The following is a 15,480-nucleotide window of genomic DNA, read 5'->3' on the forward strand; positions in this document are numbered from 1 at the left end:
TGTTAACAAGAGGAATGCTGAAGTTTTAAAAATTAATTTTTATTGTGATATTAATCACATTATTCTGAGTGTAATTTACTGATGACAGTAAGTTCTAGATCAAGATAGGCACACGTGGGCACGGTGTGCCAAATGCTATGGTTAATGCTTGTCGGTCGATGAAGCGGAGTCAGCGTCGTCGTCCTGATAAATAAATTTGGGCATTTCCAGTCCAAAATAAATCGCAATCACACGCAGTACAAAACCAAAAATCAGCGTAAAGATCACCGTTAGCTCAAGTGACATCCCAATTTGCAGGCATAGCCAATAACAAATTACGGCCACAAACGAAATACTGGCATATAACTCACGGCGGAATACCAGCGGTACGTCATTACATAAAATGTCACGCAAAATACCACCCGAAACACCCGTTAAGACACCCGCCACAGCCGATACCACAAAGCCATGCCCCATTTGTAGGGCAATCTGACAGCCAATAATAGTAAAGCCAATCAGGCCCAAGGCATCTAACAGCAGGAAAATATTGCGTAGATGGCGCATCCATTTGGCAATTAAAATGGTAACTAAGGCAGCACAGCAGGTCAGTACCAAATACTCAGGATGCTTCACCCATGTGAGCGGATAATGGCCCAGCAAGACATCTCGCACCGAGCCTCCCCCTAGTGCAGTTACACAGGCAATCAGGATGACACCGAACCAATCCATACTACGCCGACCAGCAGAAAGCGCACCAGTCATGGCTTCTGCGGTAATTGCAACAATATAAATAATCGTCAGTAACATCGCCTTCATCCGCTCAGGCTAAGAGATGGCGGTTATTCTAAGTCAGTTATAGAAATTTGGCACAACATTGTTTAAATTTTTTCTGCGAGCCACATACACATGGCTGTTTCATTGTGATGGGCATATCGAGTGTTGGATCAAGAAAATACCAGCGCCCAGCAAAATACACAAAATGCGAGATTTCATGATGCACCTGAGCCTGCTGACCATCATGATAATGCGCTTTAAACTCGACCTGCGCATGGCATTTGTCAAGTTTGGCAAGATGATGAATCACCTCAAGTTGAAGCCATGTATTGCACTGACTCCAGTCTGCAATCGCGTCACGGTCTAAATAAGACTGCTGCCCCAAGGCAGTGGTCTGAATCAGATAATCAATCTGTTGTAATGCAAATGCACTATAGCGCGAGCGCATGAGCTGCTCTGCACTGCTTGCGTGTTGCTGCCCTTGGTGTAATGGCGCGCAACAACTCATGTAAGCGCCCTGCCCACATGGACATGCCTGTATTGAACTCATGACAATTCTCTGGATAAAAATAGCCCGATAACGGGCTATGCTTTAGGGAATGAAGCGGATTTAATCGTTACTAGAATGATGCGCAGGATCTGCCACGATATGTACTTTTTCAATTTTGTGTCCGTCCATGGTCACCACTTCAAAAATATAACCATCTGCAGCAACCTTTTGCCCGTTTTCTGGCAAACGCCCCAAATGAAACAACAAATAACCCGAAAGCGTCGAGTATTGTTCCGTTTCATCCACCAGATCGCGGTTTAACAGTAAAGACACATGGCGAATATCGGTTGAACCTTCAAGAATCAACGATCCATCATCTAGACTTTCTGCTGCGGCTTCCAGCTCATCTTCGTCAGGAAACTCCCCTGCAATCGCCTCCAAGATATCGATCGGCGTCACAATACCTTCAATCGAACCGTATTCGTTGAGTACGATGGCCATTTGTAAAGGTGCTTGGCGTAGCTGTTCCATCACCATCAGTACCTGTGCATTTTCATGCACAATCATTGGCTCACGTACGTGATGGCTAAAATTCAGTACACCCGTTTCCACATACTCGTTTAATACTTTATGTGTCAGGCAAATACCTTCAATGTTGTCGAGTTCACCTCGGGCTGCGATCAGGCGCGAATGCGTCATCGAGAGCAGACGTTCTTTGAGTAACGCAGGCTCGACATCCAGATCGATCCACTCGATTTCCGGGCGCGGCGTCATCACCGACTTCACCGGACGCTCTGACAACCCCAATACACCTTGTACCATCACGCTATGATACGCGCTGTTTTCTTCATCGAACATTTCGTCGGCAAAGGCTTGTGTAGCCAATACATTTTCGTTTTCTTGCTGCTGAGTGTCATTACTGGTGCTGGCTGCTTTACCGCCAAGCATTTTCATGACAGCCGAAGCAGTGCGATAACGTAGATCTGTGGTCGTGACCAGCTTTTCCTGATTACGGCGCATGGTCTGGTTCATCATTTCAATCAGTACTGCAAAGCCGATCGCGGCATATAAGTAACCTTTTGGAATATGGAAACCGAAGCCTTCAACCACCAAAGAGAACCCGATCATCATCAAGAATGACAGACACAAGATCACCACAGTTGGATGTTTGTTGACAAAATCCATGAGCGGCTTAGACGCCCACAGCATAATTCCCACTGCAATAATGACGGCAATCATCATCACCGATAAATGCTTGACCATACCAACCGCAGTAATCACGCTGTCAAGCGAGAAGACGGCATCCAGCACCACAATCTGCACAATCACCATCCAGAACGTCGCGTGAACTGGGTTTTCCTCTTTCTGAAACTGCTTGCCTTCCAAGCGCTCATGCAATTCCATGGTGCCTTTAAACAGCAAAAACACCCCACCAAAGAGCAGAATAAGATCCCGGCCGGAAAAAGGATGGTCGAAAATATGAAATAAGGGTGCGGTAAGGGTAACAACCCAGGCAATTGAAGCCAGCAGGATCAGGCGCATGCCCAAAGCCAGAATCAGCCCGACAATTCGGGCAGTATTACGCTGCTCTGGCGGAAGTTTTTCTGCAAGAATGGCAATAAAAACCAGGTTATCGATACCCAGTACAATTTCAAGCACAACCAGCGTAGCCAGACCCACCCATGCAGAAGGATCAGACATCCATTCAAAAATCATTGATGCTTCTCCCCAAACGTCAATATTGGATGGATATAGTCAGGCCAAATGGCAGATCTTGCCAGACAAGATGAATGATAAAAATTGCTGAAAAAAACGAAAGCGTCAAAGCGACGACAACCACTACCCATGTTCATATATATGTTGTTAAACCGTTTTTCAGTATAGGCAAGATCAGTTGGAAATTCACCATTTTTATTGAACGGATATTGTTACCTGTTGCGGGCAATTACATGGTCATTTTGCGATCGTGTCGGGTTTTTGTGAGCCCGCGATAATTTGTCATAGTTCTTGCTTAATATTAAGCAATGCAATAACGTGATAAGGTAAAAATGAAAAGATGAATAGCGTAGTAGAAATGACCTTAGAGTTAAACAGCACAGCCAAAACAAGCCAACCCCTCATTGCCCTTTACTGCGGATCACGCGTCGGAAATAAACCCATTTACAAAGAAACTGCCATCGAACTGGCACAAGGTATTGCAGAACACGGATTTGGTATTGTCTACGGTGGTGCCAGCATTGGTCTAATGGGCCAAGTGGCAGATACCGTCCTTGAACACGGCGGAGAGGTCGTCGGCGTGATTCCAGAATTTATGCTAGATTATGAAGTCGCCCACTCTAAACTGACTGAATTACATGTGGTGCAAACCATGCATGAACGTAAAGCCATGATGGCCGAGCGTGCCGGTGCTTTTGTTGCCCTTCCGGGCGGACTGGGTACCTTTGAAGAAATCCTAGAAATTGCCACTTGGGGGCAACTCAATCAACATCAAAAGCCCATGATTTTATTTAATGTGAATGGCTTCTACGACGCCCTGATCGCACAGCTCGATCATGCAGTTGCAGAAGGTTTTCTTCCTCCCCAACATCGTGCCAAACTAATTGTCTGCGACACTTTTGACGAAATTTATGGCGCTGTTAAAAATCTCAATTCACCTCACCGTTTTATGGCATAAGCGCTTTGCGGCATGTGTTGCTTGATGGCTAACTACCATTACGCAATACATGGCTTGCAGTAAGACTATAGGCGTGTCTTGCATTTCATGCTAATTTTCACCTGACTTCTTTGCAATTCTTCATCTCATGAATGCCACCCCAACGCATCAACGCTTACAGCCCGAATACAAACTTCTGGTTTTGTTGGTTTCGATTGGTTTTTTTATGCAGGCGCTTGACACCACCATTGTCAACACAGCCCTTCCCGCCATGGCTCGCAGTCTCCATGAAGATCCACTTCGTATGCATGGTGTGGTGGTCGGCTATGTCTTATCTGTTGCTGCGTGTATTCCGCTCAGTGGCTGGCTGGCCGATCGTTTTGGTGTACGTAATACCTATTTTGCGGCCATTATTATTTTTACACTGGCCTCACTGGGCTGTGGTCTGTCGCAAAGCTTAAATGAGCTGATTGTTTTCCGGATCATTCAAGGGATTGGTGGGGCATTATTATTGCCGGTAGGCCGATTGGCGATGCTAAAACTGATTCCACGGACACAGTTTTTATCCGCCATGAGCCTGATGAGTCTGGCTGGATTGGTTGGTCCTTTAATCGGACCGACACTCGGCGGATGGCTAGTTGAGGTCACCACGTGGCACTGGGTATTTTTAATTAATATTCCCATGGGGCTTTTGGGGCTTTTAATCACCCTCAAGGCCATGCCAAACATTAAGGAAAAAACCGTTAAATCTTTTGATTTAAGTGGTTTTATCTTGCTGCTCGTGGCGATGGTCGGTTTATCTTTAGGAATTGAACAACTCGCCAGCAAAGAATATCCGCAATGGGTCAGCCTCAGTTTACTCGGCGCTGGCATTAGCTCGGCACTTATCTATGCTTACCATGCACATATGCATGAGAACGCGTTATTTCGTAGCACACTCTTTCATAACAAAATTTACGCCATTGGTATTTTAGGGAACTTCTTTGCCCGTTTTGGCGGTAACGCCGTCCCCTTTGTACTGCCCTTGATGTTACAGGTGGCGTTTGGTTTTGAACCTTTTTATACCGGTCTGATGATGATTCCGCTGGTTTTGGGTTCATTGTTTTCAAAACCGATTGTGCGCCCAATTATTCAGCGTCTTGGGTATCGGCGTGTATTGATCATCAATACGTTATTGGTCGGAAGCTGTATCGCAAGCTTTTCCCTGACCACGGCAGAAACACCTGAATGGCTGCGTGCCATTCACTTTTTTGTATTCGGCACGCTCAATTCTATCCAGTTTGTTTCGATGAATACGCTTACGCTCAAAGACTTATCTCAGCAACATGCCAGTAGCGGCAATAGCTTTTTATCGATGATCATGATGCTGTCTATGAGTATCGGCGTAGCCTTGGCAGGTACACTGGTCAATATTTTCAGTCAGCAGTTTGGTACACAAGATATGACCCGTACCTTTCATGCAACCTTAATCTGCCTTGGCTGTATTAATATTATTACCGCAGTGATTTTTTCTAAAATTCCGCGTAATACGCCAGTTTAACGATTCGACATGGTACAGCGTTTAACTTCTGGTTATGATGAAGCAGAGGATCGAGCCAAGATACACGCATGAAATCACGTCATATTTTTAAATCTATTTCTCCAGCTCACTGGTTAGGGCTGGGTTTTTCTGTGCTGTTGTTGATCTTGCTCTATTTTGGTTTTTTTTATAATCAGAAAGCTTCTGCACAAGATTATCCGGTAAAAGGGTTTGATGTCTCACATCATCAAGGTGAGATTAACTGGTCCAAAATTCCCGCTGATCAATTTCGTTTTGTTTATTTAAAAGCCACTGAAGGTGGCGATTACCAAGATCCCAAATTTCAAGATCATTGGTTAAAAGCGCGTGAACAACGGCTGCATGTTGGGGCCTATCATTTTTACCGGCTTTGCCGAGACGGTACGGTACAAGCAGAGAATTTTATTAAAACTGTCCCCACTAAAGCAGACGCACTTCCACCAGTGATTGACCTTGAGTATGACACGGCTTGTATCGATACATATACGCAAGAACAGTTGCTAAAGGAAATCCAGATCATGCACGATCGGCTTAAGGCCCACTACGGTAAACAGCCAATCTTTTATGTCTCAACCCGTTTTTATCATATTGTGCTGATGGGACATTTTAAAGAAACGCCACTATGGATTCGCGAGTATGATCAAAAGCCCGAGCTTAAAGACCAGCGTGAATGGGTGTTCTGGCAATACAGCCGCAAAGGCAAAATCAAGGGCATTGAAAAACCAGTCGATCTGAATGTCTATGCAGGCTCCTTAAAAGAATGGCGTGATTTTGTCGCGCCTACCGTAAAGCAGTAGGCAGACCAGCATGCGAAAAATTATTCACATCGATATGGATGCCTTTTATGCGTCGGTAGAACTGCGTGAGCGACCAGAACTGCAACATTTACCTGTGGTGATTTCCTCACATCATCCGCGCGCAGTAATTGCCGCAGCCTCGTATCCTGCACGACGTTACGGATTACGCTCGGCCATGCCAATGGGTCAGGCTCGTAAACTCTGTCCAGATCTGATCGTGATTGAGCCAAACTTTGAAAAGTATCGAGCGGTTTCACAACAGATTCATCATGTTTTTCAGCAATATACTTCGCTCATCGAACCCCTTTCCCTAGATGAAGCCTATCTGGATGTAACCGAAAATCTCAAGCAATTGCCCAGCGCCACCGATGTCGCCATTCACATTCGTCAGGATATCTGGAATCTGACGCATCTTACTGCATCTGCCGGTGTCGCACCGAATAAGTTTTTGGCCAAAATTGCATCTGACTGGAATAAACCGAATGGCTTATGTGTGATCAAACCCCATCAGGTTATGGACTTTATTCGCGATCTACCACTAAAAAAAATTCCGGGTGTTGGCCGCGTTACCCAAGCCAAATTACAGCAATTAAAACTCGAAACACTGGGTGATTTACAGCATATCGATGAAGCCGTACTGATTCATCATTTTGGAAAATATGGCAAGCAACTCTACCTGTATGCGCAGGGAATAGACCATCGTGTGGTTCAAAGCGAGCGTGTGCGCCAGCAAATTTCCAAGGAAACCACCTTCGATCAAAATTTGTACCTCAGTGAATGTGACATCTACTGGCGACTATTGGCTGAAAAAGTCTGGCTATCGTTGCAACACAAACAATTACAGGCACGTGGTATCAGTATCAAACTCAAAACACCAGATTTTCAGATCTTCCAGCACAGTAAAAGCTTTAAACGCGCCTTGGCGTCGCTTGAAGAATTTCAGCATGCTCTGGGTGTGTTATTGACCGAAATGCAGCTACAGCCCGCTGCACAATATCGCCTGATTGGAGTGGGCGTGTATCAGCTTGGACCTCGTGAGAGCGATTCACAGCTTTCATTTTGGTAAGCAGTCAAATTTGATCAAAAAAATAAAACGGTCTTTGAAAAGTTGTTTCACTTTCTGGCTATTTTGGAGTACTCTTAGGCTCGCAAATGCATTTACCCATGTATCTGCTGCAATGTATACGGGACACCTTTACCCTATACATTATGTCCTGCGATTGGCGTGACGACCAAATCCGAATGTTGCAGGGCATCCGTTCTGAACGCATGGGATTCTCAAGTATCAATGGCTTCAAATCTAGCATCTTCTTCTTCCCACGAAAAACGCGCACGCAAAGCCGCTCTGAGTAGTTTTATCGGTGCCGTTGTCGATTGGTATGATTTCTTATTGTATGGCATTGTTGCCGCACTGATTTTCAATCAGCAATTTTTTCCAAGTATTAGCCCTGCAATGGGTACCCTCGCTGCTTTTGCAACGTTTGGGGTGGGTTTCTTGTTTCGTCCGTTAGGTGGTGTGGTGTTTGGCCATTTTGGCGACCGCATCGGGCGTAAAAAAATGCTGTTTTTAACCGTTTTCCTGATGGGCACCGCCACAGTACTAATTGGATTATTACCCAACTTTGAGGCCATCGGCTGGTGGGCACCCGTTCTTCTGGTGCTACTACGTGCAATTCAAGGTTTTGCTGTTGGTGGTGAATGGGGTGGCGCAGCCTTGATGGCTGTTGAAAATGCACCGCAGGATCGAAAGGCATTTTACAGCAGTGGTGTTCAAATCGGATATGGCGTCGGCTTAATGCTCGCCACTGGTAGTGTTTCGGGCATTATTTATGTATTCGGACAAGAAGCTTTTGCCGACTGGGCATGGCGTATTCCCTTTATCGCCAGTGTGGTCTTGGTTCTCTGTGCCTTATGGGTTCGCGGCGGACAAGAAGAATCACAAGAATTTATTCAAGAAGTTGCAAAAACCAAGACCCAAACAACCAAAATTCCGCTATTTGAAGCGGTGCGTCAAAATCCTAAAGCGTTCTTTTATATTATTGCACTGCGTTTGGCCGAGCTACTGACCATGTATTTGGTCACAACCTTCGCGCTCAACTACTCCACTAAAAATCTAGGGATGTCTTCAAGCTTATTTCTAAATATTGGCTTGATGGTCGGTGCGATTAGCTGTCTGACCATTCCCTTTTTCGCACATATTTCCGACCGCTTTGGCCGTCGCCGGATGTGTGTGATAGGCGGTTTAATCGGGGCAATCTGTGCATTTCCTTTCTTTTTGGCACTTGAAAGTGGCTCTACGCTCTGGATCGTGATTTTCGCGATTTTGCTGGCCAATCTTTCACACGATATGGTGGTCAGTGTTCATCAGCCTATTTTTACCGAGCTCTTTGGCGCATCATATCGTTATAGCGGTGCAGGTGTAGGCTATCAGGTCGCCAGTATTGTAGGGGGCGGATTCACCCCATTCATCGCAACAGGATTGATTACGCTGGGTAACGGGCATTGGCACTATGTGGCATTTTATTTAACCCTGGGATGTTTATTAACTGCGTGTGTTGCAGCACGAATGAAAGCACAAGTACAATCGGCAGATCTTTCTTCTGGTTATCCCCATACAGGAAAATAAATGACCGTACAACGATTGCACGTCGAAAAGCGCTTCTCAGAAATCGCGATTGCTGGAAATCTGGTTCATCTTGCAGGTCAGTTGGCTAGCGATACGAATCTTGATATCACAGGTCAAACCCAGCAAACGCTGGATATTATCGATCGCTTTTTGGCAGATGCAGGTACAGACAAGCGCCATATTCTCTCTGTGATGATTTTCTTAAAAGATATTGAGCGCGACTATGCTGCAATGAACGCTGTCTGGGACGCTTGGTGTGCAGACATGCAAGCCCTACCGCGCACGTGTGTAGAAGCCAAAATGTATCATCCTGACGTATTGGTCGAAATGACCGTAACTGCCGTTAAGCCTTAATCAGCTTTTTGCAAAGATGCTGTATTTGACCAGTCGTTCACTGGGTTCACTGGTCATCACATAGCTCATTTCATTTGCTGCCTTGGCTGGATACACATCGCGACGCAGTGCTGCCAATTGCGGCACTTGCGTGTAATGTAAAATCCGATAACCTGCCGATTGCAGCAGTTGCTCTTTATAACTGTCGTGCTGAGTGCGGCGGACGTGCAAAGGGTCGGAAAAATCAATCACCGCCAACACATGATACTGATGATCTAAAATCACAAAGTCGGCCACCATATTTTGGTATTTATAACGTGTCCGCGGTAATTTCGTGGTGATCAGGGCATCGAAAGACACTCGAGCCAAGACGGTCAGTTCTGGCAATGCCTCTTTAAGACGATTGAAAAATAGTTGTTCATGCGCACTAAATACGGCACGCTGTTTCAGTACACTGTCATTTTTTTGTTTCCGCTGTAGCCCCTTCAGACTGGCAAAAACAAACAGGGCAAAAATACCCACAATCAAGAACCAATACATGTATCTCATTCCTTTTATCTATTTTTATAGTTTCGGTTTACAGCCGAATTTTAAATCTTGACCCAATTTTTTATCATCATGGTCAAACGCTTCCATCGCATGTGTTTAACTTAAAGTGTTCTCCTGCCTTTGGCAAGTACGACCTTCGGACAAATGCTGCTTTATCAGGCCAATGTTTGAATCACTTTCATGTGATGCGTGGCATATCTCACTTTAATTCATCTCATAAAAACTGTTATCTTCAAATCAGTTAACGCTTACGGTTACATCTATGACATGATCAATTGCTGGGCCAAAGTGCAATGGGAATATCTTCCTTTTTTTATGTATAAGTTTTGCGACTTTAGTCGGATAAAAAAGCGCCTCTCTCAGGAAGCGCTTTTTTATAGGTCTTATCGGTGTGATTTACTACGTGGCTTGGAGCGCTGTGACTTCGAATCGGATGACTGCCGATCTTTGGTTTCACGTGGAGGCAAGCCCGTGTGCTGCGTCAGGATTTGACCTTTTTGCGGTCGCTTCTGGCCTTGAGAGGCAGATTGCTGAGCACTTCGTTTAACCGAATCACCTGCTGCAGTCGAGTTTTTCTTACGCGCTGATTTGTATTCACCTTCTGTGCCCTTCGGCTGATAGGTTGGAATCAAATGCTGCTTAGAGTTACCAATCAAGTCGGCACGGCCCATTTCTTTTAATGCTTCACGCAGCATTGGCCAGTTATTTGGATCATGGTAACGCAAGAATGCTTTATGCAAACGACGACGTTTTTCACCTTTCACGATATCGACATTTTCAGTATAGCGTGCCACTTTGGCCAACGGGTTTTTACCCGAATAGTACATGGTGGTGGCGGTGGCCATTGGCGATGGATAGAAAGTCTGCACCTGATCGGCACGGAAACCATTTTTCTTCAGCCAGATTGCCAAATGCATCATGTCGTAATCCGAAGTACCCGGATGCGCCGCAATAAAATACGGAATCAGGTATTGTTCTTTGCCTGCTTCTTTACTAAAGCGCTCAAACATTTGCTTAAAGCGGTCATAGGTTCCGATGCCCGGCTTCATCATTTTTGATAAAGGCCCTTGCTCGGTATGCTCTGGCGCAATTTTTAAGTAGCCGCCCACATGATGCTGTACCAATTCTTTGACGTATTCAGGATTCAAAACCGCCAAGTCATATCGCAGGCCTGATCCAATCAGAATTTTTTTCACGCCCTTGATCTGGCGGGCTTTACGGTATAACTGTACCAAAGGTGCATGATCAGTATGCAAATTCTGACAAACGCCCGGATAAACACACGACGGTTTACGGCAGTTCTTTTCAATTTCAGGATCTTTACAATGCAAACGGTACATGTTTGCCGTTGGGCCACCCAAATCCGAAATGATCCCGGTAAACTGCGGCGCAGTATCCCGAATTTTTTCAATTTCACGTAAGATCGAGTCTTCAGAACGGTTCTGGATAATCCGTCCCTCATGCTCAGTAATCGAACAGAAGGTACAACCACCAAAGCAGCCACGCATGATATTGACCGAAAATTTGATCATATCAAACGCTGGAAAACGTGCATTTCCATAAGATGGATGCGGTAAGCGAGCATACGGCAAGTCAAACACATAATCCATTTCTTCCGTAGTAAGCGGAATTGGCGGTGGATTAATCCACACATCACGCTCGCCATGACGTTGCACCAAGGCACGGGCATTCCCCGGATTGGTTTCTAAATGCAAGATACGGTTGGCATGCGCATACAGCACCTGATCGTTGGCGACTTCTTCAAAAGAAGGCAGACGAATTACGGCCAGTTCACGTGGCGGCAATTTATGCTTGATTGCTTTCGATGCAGCAGGCTGGAGCTGCACAATTTGCGTATCTGGGTCGAGTTGATCACCTTCACGAATAATCGGATTCGCAACAATTTCTTTTTGAAAATTCTGATACTGGGCCAGTGAATTGCCTTTTTCTTTTTCGACTTCACAGCCGTCGATATCTTCCGTCATCACATAAGGGTTGATAATCGGATCGACTCGGCCAATGGTGTCGACATCGTTACTGGCAATCTCAACAAATTTTGCTTTCGCAGCTTTATTGTGTTTATTGATAATAAATGCAGTACCACGCACATCATTGATGTCATGAACTTTTTCACCTTTTGCCAAACGGTGCATCACTTCAATCACTGCACGTTCACCATTCCCATACATCAGTAAATCGGCTTTAGAGTCCATGAGAATGGAGCGACGAACTTTGTCCGACCAGTAATCATAATGCGCGATACGACGTAAGCTTCCTTCAATTCCGCCAAGTAAAACCGGAACATCCGGAAAGGCTTCACGGCAGCGCTGACAGTAGACCGTTGCCGCACGATCTGGACGCTTATTCGGCGCATTATCCGGTGAATAAGCATCATCCGAGCGGATTTTTCGATCTGCCGTATAACGGTTGATCATCGAATCCATATTACCGGCAGTCACGCCCCAAGCAATGGTCGGCTTACCCAAAACACGAAAGCTCTCGACATTGGTCCAATCGGGTTGTGCGATAATCCCCACACGAAACCCTTGTGCTTCGAGTACACGACCGATCACACCCGATACAAATGACGGATGGTCGATATAGGCATCGCCACAGACCAAAATAAAATCGCAGGCATCCCAGCCAAGTTGGTCCATTTCCTCGCGTGACATCGGCAAAAATGGCGCAGGTTCAAAACACGACGCCCAATATTTGTCGTAATCAAACAGCGCTTTTGGCGCGGTCTGCATGGTATAGGCTGTAGACATAGCTTGCGATTCTCGGCTTGCTGAAGTGATGGGATAACATCAAAGATGAAAGCCGAGCATTTTAACATGAATACCCTTCACTTTTCAGAATTATAAAAATTGTGGAAACAATGACATAACAATTAAATTGTATAAAGTTTAGACAGTTTTCACTTATGTTGCCAACTCGTGTGGCAACATACGATTCTTCTCGATACTGACTCTGTATTTAAAACAGTGCTTTGGGTAGTTTGATCTGAATGATTTCATTATCATCGGCAAGTTTGGCATTGCGACCAGATGATCCCGGAAAATTATTGTCATTAATGACGGTAAGTGTATTGCCATTTTCAATCACAATATCTTCAATGGTTTCAAACGGAAACGCAAAATTTTGTCCCGTGCCGAGATCACCGTTTCGTGCAGTGGCATACAATAGATCAGGATTAGCAATCTGCATTAAATCGACTAAATCCTCACGATTAACCAGTTGGCCCGATGCATTGAGTTGAATGCGGATCAATTTTTTATAACCGCCTAAATTATTCTGGGTGGCATCGCGCTCGATAATAATACCTTGTTTGTCATTAAACAGTTGAAAGTCACCGATATTGGTGGCTTTGCTATCCAGTGCAAACCAGTAATACTGACCCGTATAAGCTTTTTTCTTGAGATCAAATTGTGAAATCAACAGATGGCGCTCGCTGTCATGCAAAGATTTGATCGGTTTTTCGATCAATGGATACAAATACTGCCCATCAGGTGAAATGGCCATGCCTTCAAAGCCGCCACTTTGCTGAACCAATGGTTCGACATAATTGATTTGAGCTTTATTCCATTGGTTTTGAGGCGAGCGTAATTCTTGCGCTGGATTTAAAGGATGAGGTAATGGAATAGGTGCATCTAGCAACACCCCTTCTGCTGAAAAATGCAGTAAATATGGACCAAACTCATCACCGATCCAATACGTTCCATCAGGCGCGCGCTGCATCGATTCTGGATCGAAATCTGCACCTGTCAATAATCGTTCAGCACTATTGGCATTAACAATATCAAACGGAACGCGCTTGTTTGGATCGCGCAGCTGAATGAAGCTTTGTACCGTTACAGTGCCAGAGCCTTGGCTTTTGGTTTTAAAATCAGGGCTCAGTTTATAAATTCTAAGTAGAAAATCGGCAGAATTATCTTGCGTCCCGAAACCGTTATCCGCCATAACCATATAGCTGCCATCTTTGTTTTTTAAGGCTGCGGAAAACCCTTGTACAGGCTGTCCTTTAAAAGGCGGATAAATACCATTGGCACCTTTTACGGCCTTGCCCGAATCTGGCCCGCTGGCATAGGTGTCTACAGGAAGTTTAGCAAAGGCCACCAAGGTGGGTTGACTGATCGAATCACTCAAGCTGGGCTGCGATGCATCATGCTCATCGTTACATCCAGCTAAACCCATCAATGCGCCACACAGCATCGCCAATACCGTTTTATTTTTCATGAAATGAGATCTAGAATTAAAATTTAGCTCATTAAATCAGCTGAATGTGAAGTTTTGACTTCAACGGTATGACATCTTGATGTTCAATCTACCTAAACCAGTGTGATAAAGAACCAGAGCGGGTTTCAGCTCCCTTCTCTCTGGTTATTTGCACTAAATAAAACGATTGTATTGTTATATTGAGCTACACATAGTTCGCTTTTAACATCATTATTTTGACTGGACTGCTGTATATTCTGTAATGGCTTGTCGACCAATAGCAGGGTCGTCCGTAAAAATACCATCTACGCCAGCTTGAAAATAAAGCTTCATTTCCTTGATCGATCCAGATGCACATCGCTCATCTAAACGCGCACTGCATCGTAAAGATTGTGGTAAGAAATTGTTTTCAGGACGAAAGGTATAGGGATGCACTTTTAGTCCAGCCAAATGCGCATCGGTTACAAAGGCTGTGGTTTGTGTCATATCGGTATTTTTAAAGATATAGGATTTCGCTGGGCCTACACCATTGGCATATTGGGCGACATCTTTTAAACCCTGAGCCGTTGCCATGTCGGCATAAGTGGTTTTCGCTCCCTTTGCGACGGCATCGGCAGGTTGACTCGAAGATGAATCATAGAGTTGAATCAATTGTGCACGTTGCACACTTTTCAGTGCGGCCAACTGCTGTTTAAGATATTTTAAATTTTCAACTTCAAAAGACTGTAAATATATCGGTGCGATTTTTTGCGAATACTCATACTTTGCTAAAGTCTTGAGAAGAGGATCTTCAAGAGATAAATTTAACGTCTTAAAGTAAGTCGGATGCTTGGTTTCAATATATAAACCAATCACTTTGCCTGTTTTTTTATAATGCTGATTGGCCAGATCAATAATTTCATCTAAAGTCGGTATGCTGTACAAATCATTGAACTGTGTATTGGCAGGGCGATACTGTGGAATACGTTCGCGCGCTTTGAGTTGCTGCAATTCTTTTAAGGTGAAATCTTCAGTAAACCAACCGGTTATTGATACACCATCGATCACTTTAGTGGTTTTTCGATTAGCAAATTCAGGTAGGGTCGCTACATTGGTCGTGCCGCTGATTTCATTTTCATGACGTGCAACCAGTACCCCATCTTTGGTAGAAACCAAATCTGGTTCAATAAAGTCAGCGCCATCATCAATGGCTTTTTGATATGAAGCAAGCGTATGTTCAGGACGTAATGCACTGGCACCGCGATGTCCAATCAATAAAATTTTAGGTTCTTGGACACTGGTATTTGGAGAAGCTGCCAAATCATCATGATCATGGTCATTACACCCACTCAGTGCAATCAAACTCATGCACCAAAAGACTTTTTTTAACATGTTGTCGCTCTAATTTTTTAATTTGAGCTCAAAGTTTGGACTAAAAACTTGTCAACGACATGACAAAAGCGTTAAAAAATAGAGAGTTTCTGGATTACAAAGCTGATTTTTACATGCATTTTTCCACTTATTTTC

Annotated in this window: 12 protein-coding genes and 1 pseudogene; 6 read left to right on the forward strand and 7 right to left on the reverse strand. The window is 44.6% G+C overall.

The annotated features are described in order from the left end of the window. Positions 1 to 141: 141 nt before the first annotated feature. The 3 genes from Aso01_RS12360 to Aso01_RS12370 are packed head-to-tail and all read right to left on the reverse strand — an operon-like array spanning position 142 to position 2,959. Positions 142 to 786, reverse strand: coding sequence for a trimeric intracellular cation channel family protein (locus tag Aso01_RS12360; protein WP_004932123.1), 645 nt, complete (start codon positions 784 to 786; stop codon positions 142 to 144). Between the two features lie 46 nt (positions 787 to 832). Beyond that, on the reverse strand, positions 833 to 1,303 hold the full coding sequence (locus tag Aso01_RS12365; RefSeq protein WP_004932120.1) for a YchJ family protein: 471 nt from the start codon (positions 1,301 to 1,303) through the stop codon (positions 833 to 835). Between the two features lie 60 nt (positions 1,304 to 1,363). Further along, positions 1,364 to 2,959, reverse strand: coding sequence for a TerC family protein (locus Aso01_RS12370; RefSeq protein WP_004932118.1), 1,596 nt, complete (start codon positions 2,957 to 2,959; stop codon positions 1,364 to 1,366). Positions 2,960 to 3,299: 340 nt separating this feature from the next. Between Aso01_RS12370 and Aso01_RS12375 the strand changes: the two genes are divergently transcribed. The 6 genes and pseudogenes from Aso01_RS12375 to Aso01_RS12400 all read left to right on the forward strand — a co-directional run bounded on the left by Aso01_RS12375 (position 3,300) and on the right by Aso01_RS12400 (position 9,231). Next, the gene (locus Aso01_RS12375) at positions 3,300 to 3,917 is read left to right on the forward strand and encodes an LOG family protein (RefSeq protein WP_004932115.1); all 618 of its coding nucleotides are present in this window, start codon (positions 3,300 to 3,302) and stop codon (positions 3,915 to 3,917) included. Between the two features lie 127 nt (positions 3,918 to 4,044). Continuing rightward, on the forward strand, positions 4,045 to 5,436 hold the full coding sequence (gene mdtD / locus Aso01_RS12380) for a multidrug transporter subunit MdtD (protein WP_004932111.1): 1,392 nt from the start codon (positions 4,045 to 4,047) through the stop codon (positions 5,434 to 5,436). A 146-nt stretch (positions 5,437 to 5,582) separates the two neighbouring features. Further along, positions 5,583 to 6,251 (forward strand): annotated as a pseudogene (locus Aso01_RS12385) (glycoside hydrolase family 25 protein); the annotation flags it as partial. A 10-nt stretch (positions 6,252 to 6,261) separates the two neighbouring features. Continuing rightward, entirely contained in the window at positions 6,262 to 7,317 is a 1,056-nt protein-coding gene (gene dinB, locus Aso01_RS12390) for a DNA polymerase IV (protein WP_004932106.1), read from the forward strand. A gap of 222 nt (positions 7,318 to 7,539) precedes the next feature. Then, positions 7,540 to 8,877 (forward strand): shikimate transporter, encoded by a 1,338-nt coding sequence (gene shiA / locus Aso01_RS12395; protein ID WP_004932103.1) that lies wholly within the window; start codon positions 7,540 to 7,542, stop codon positions 8,875 to 8,877. Further along, entirely contained in the window at positions 8,878 to 9,231 is a 354-nt protein-coding gene (locus Aso01_RS12400) for a RidA family protein (protein ID WP_004932099.1), read from the forward strand. It abuts the gene before it with no gap. Here Aso01_RS12400 and Aso01_RS12405 read toward each other — a convergent pair whose 3' ends face one another. The 4 genes from Aso01_RS12405 to Aso01_RS12420 all read right to left on the reverse strand — a co-directional run bounded on the left by Aso01_RS12405 (position 9,232) and on the right by Aso01_RS12420 (position 15,345). After that, a complete protein-coding gene (locus Aso01_RS12405; protein ID WP_004932097.1) occupies positions 9,232 to 9,750 on the reverse strand; it encodes a DUF2726 domain-containing protein in 519 nt (172 codons plus the stop codon). It abuts the gene before it with no gap. Between the two features lie 392 nt (positions 9,751 to 10,142). Next, on the reverse strand, positions 10,143 to 12,527 hold the full coding sequence (locus Aso01_RS12410) for a YgiQ family radical SAM protein (protein ID WP_004932093.1): 2,385 nt from the start codon (positions 12,525 to 12,527) through the stop codon (positions 10,143 to 10,145). A 208-nt stretch (positions 12,528 to 12,735) separates the two neighbouring features. Next, complete coding sequence (locus Aso01_RS12415) at positions 12,736 to 13,995, reverse strand: esterase-like activity of phytase family protein (RefSeq protein WP_004932091.1); 1,260 nt, start codon at positions 13,993 to 13,995, stop codon at positions 12,736 to 12,738. A gap of 210 nt (positions 13,996 to 14,205) precedes the next feature. After that, positions 14,206 to 15,345 carry a glycerophosphodiester phosphodiesterase gene (locus Aso01_RS12420; RefSeq protein WP_004932088.1) on the reverse strand — a complete coding sequence of 380 codons (1,140 nt, stop codon included), beginning with the start codon at positions 15,343 to 15,345 and terminating at the stop codon, positions 14,206 to 14,208. Positions 15,346 to 15,480: the final 135 nt, after the last annotated feature.

Source organism: Acinetobacter soli (assembly GCF_000760595.1).
Taxonomy (GTDB): Bacteria; Pseudomonadota; Gammaproteobacteria; order Pseudomonadales; family Moraxellaceae; genus Acinetobacter; species Acinetobacter soli.

Excerpts from the sequence above, each read along its gene's own strand:
- Aso01_RS12360 (WP_004932123.1), bottom strand. The coding sequence starts at position 786 with ATGTTACTGACGATTATTTATATTGTTGCAATTACCGCAGAAGCCATG.
- Aso01_RS12365 (WP_004932120.1), bottom strand. The coding sequence starts at position 1,303 with ATGAGTTCAATACAGGCATGTCCATGTGGGCAGGGCGCTTACATGAGT.
- Aso01_RS12370 (WP_004932118.1), bottom strand. The coding sequence starts at position 2,959 with ATGATTTTTGAATGGATGTCTGATCCTTCTGCATGGGTGGGTCTGGCT.
- Aso01_RS12375 (WP_004932115.1), top strand. The coding sequence starts at position 3,300 with ATGAATAGCGTAGTAGAAATGACCTTAGAGTTAAACAGCACAGCCAAA.
- mdtD (WP_004932111.1), top strand. The coding sequence starts at position 4,045 with ATGAATGCCACCCCAACGCATCAACGCTTACAGCCCGAATACAAACTT.
- dinB (WP_004932106.1), top strand. The coding sequence starts at position 6,262 with ATGCGAAAAATTATTCACATCGATATGGATGCCTTTTATGCGTCGGTA.
- shiA (WP_004932103.1), top strand. The coding sequence starts at position 7,540 with ATGGCTTCAAATCTAGCATCTTCTTCTTCCCACGAAAAACGCGCACGC.
- Aso01_RS12400 (WP_004932099.1), top strand. The coding sequence starts at position 8,878 with ATGACCGTACAACGATTGCACGTCGAAAAGCGCTTCTCAGAAATCGCG.
- Aso01_RS12405 (WP_004932097.1), bottom strand. The coding sequence starts at position 9,750 with ATGTATTGGTTCTTGATTGTGGGTATTTTTGCCCTGTTTGTTTTTGCC.
- Aso01_RS12410 (WP_004932093.1), bottom strand. The coding sequence starts at position 12,527 with ATGTCTACAGCCTATACCATGCAGACCGCGCCAAAAGCGCTGTTTGAT.
- Aso01_RS12415 (WP_004932091.1), bottom strand. The coding sequence starts at position 13,995 with ATGAAAAATAAAACGGTATTGGCGATGCTGTGTGGCGCATTGATGGGT.
- Aso01_RS12420 (WP_004932088.1), bottom strand. The coding sequence starts at position 15,345 with ATGTTAAAAAAAGTCTTTTGGTGCATGAGTTTGATTGCACTGAGTGGG.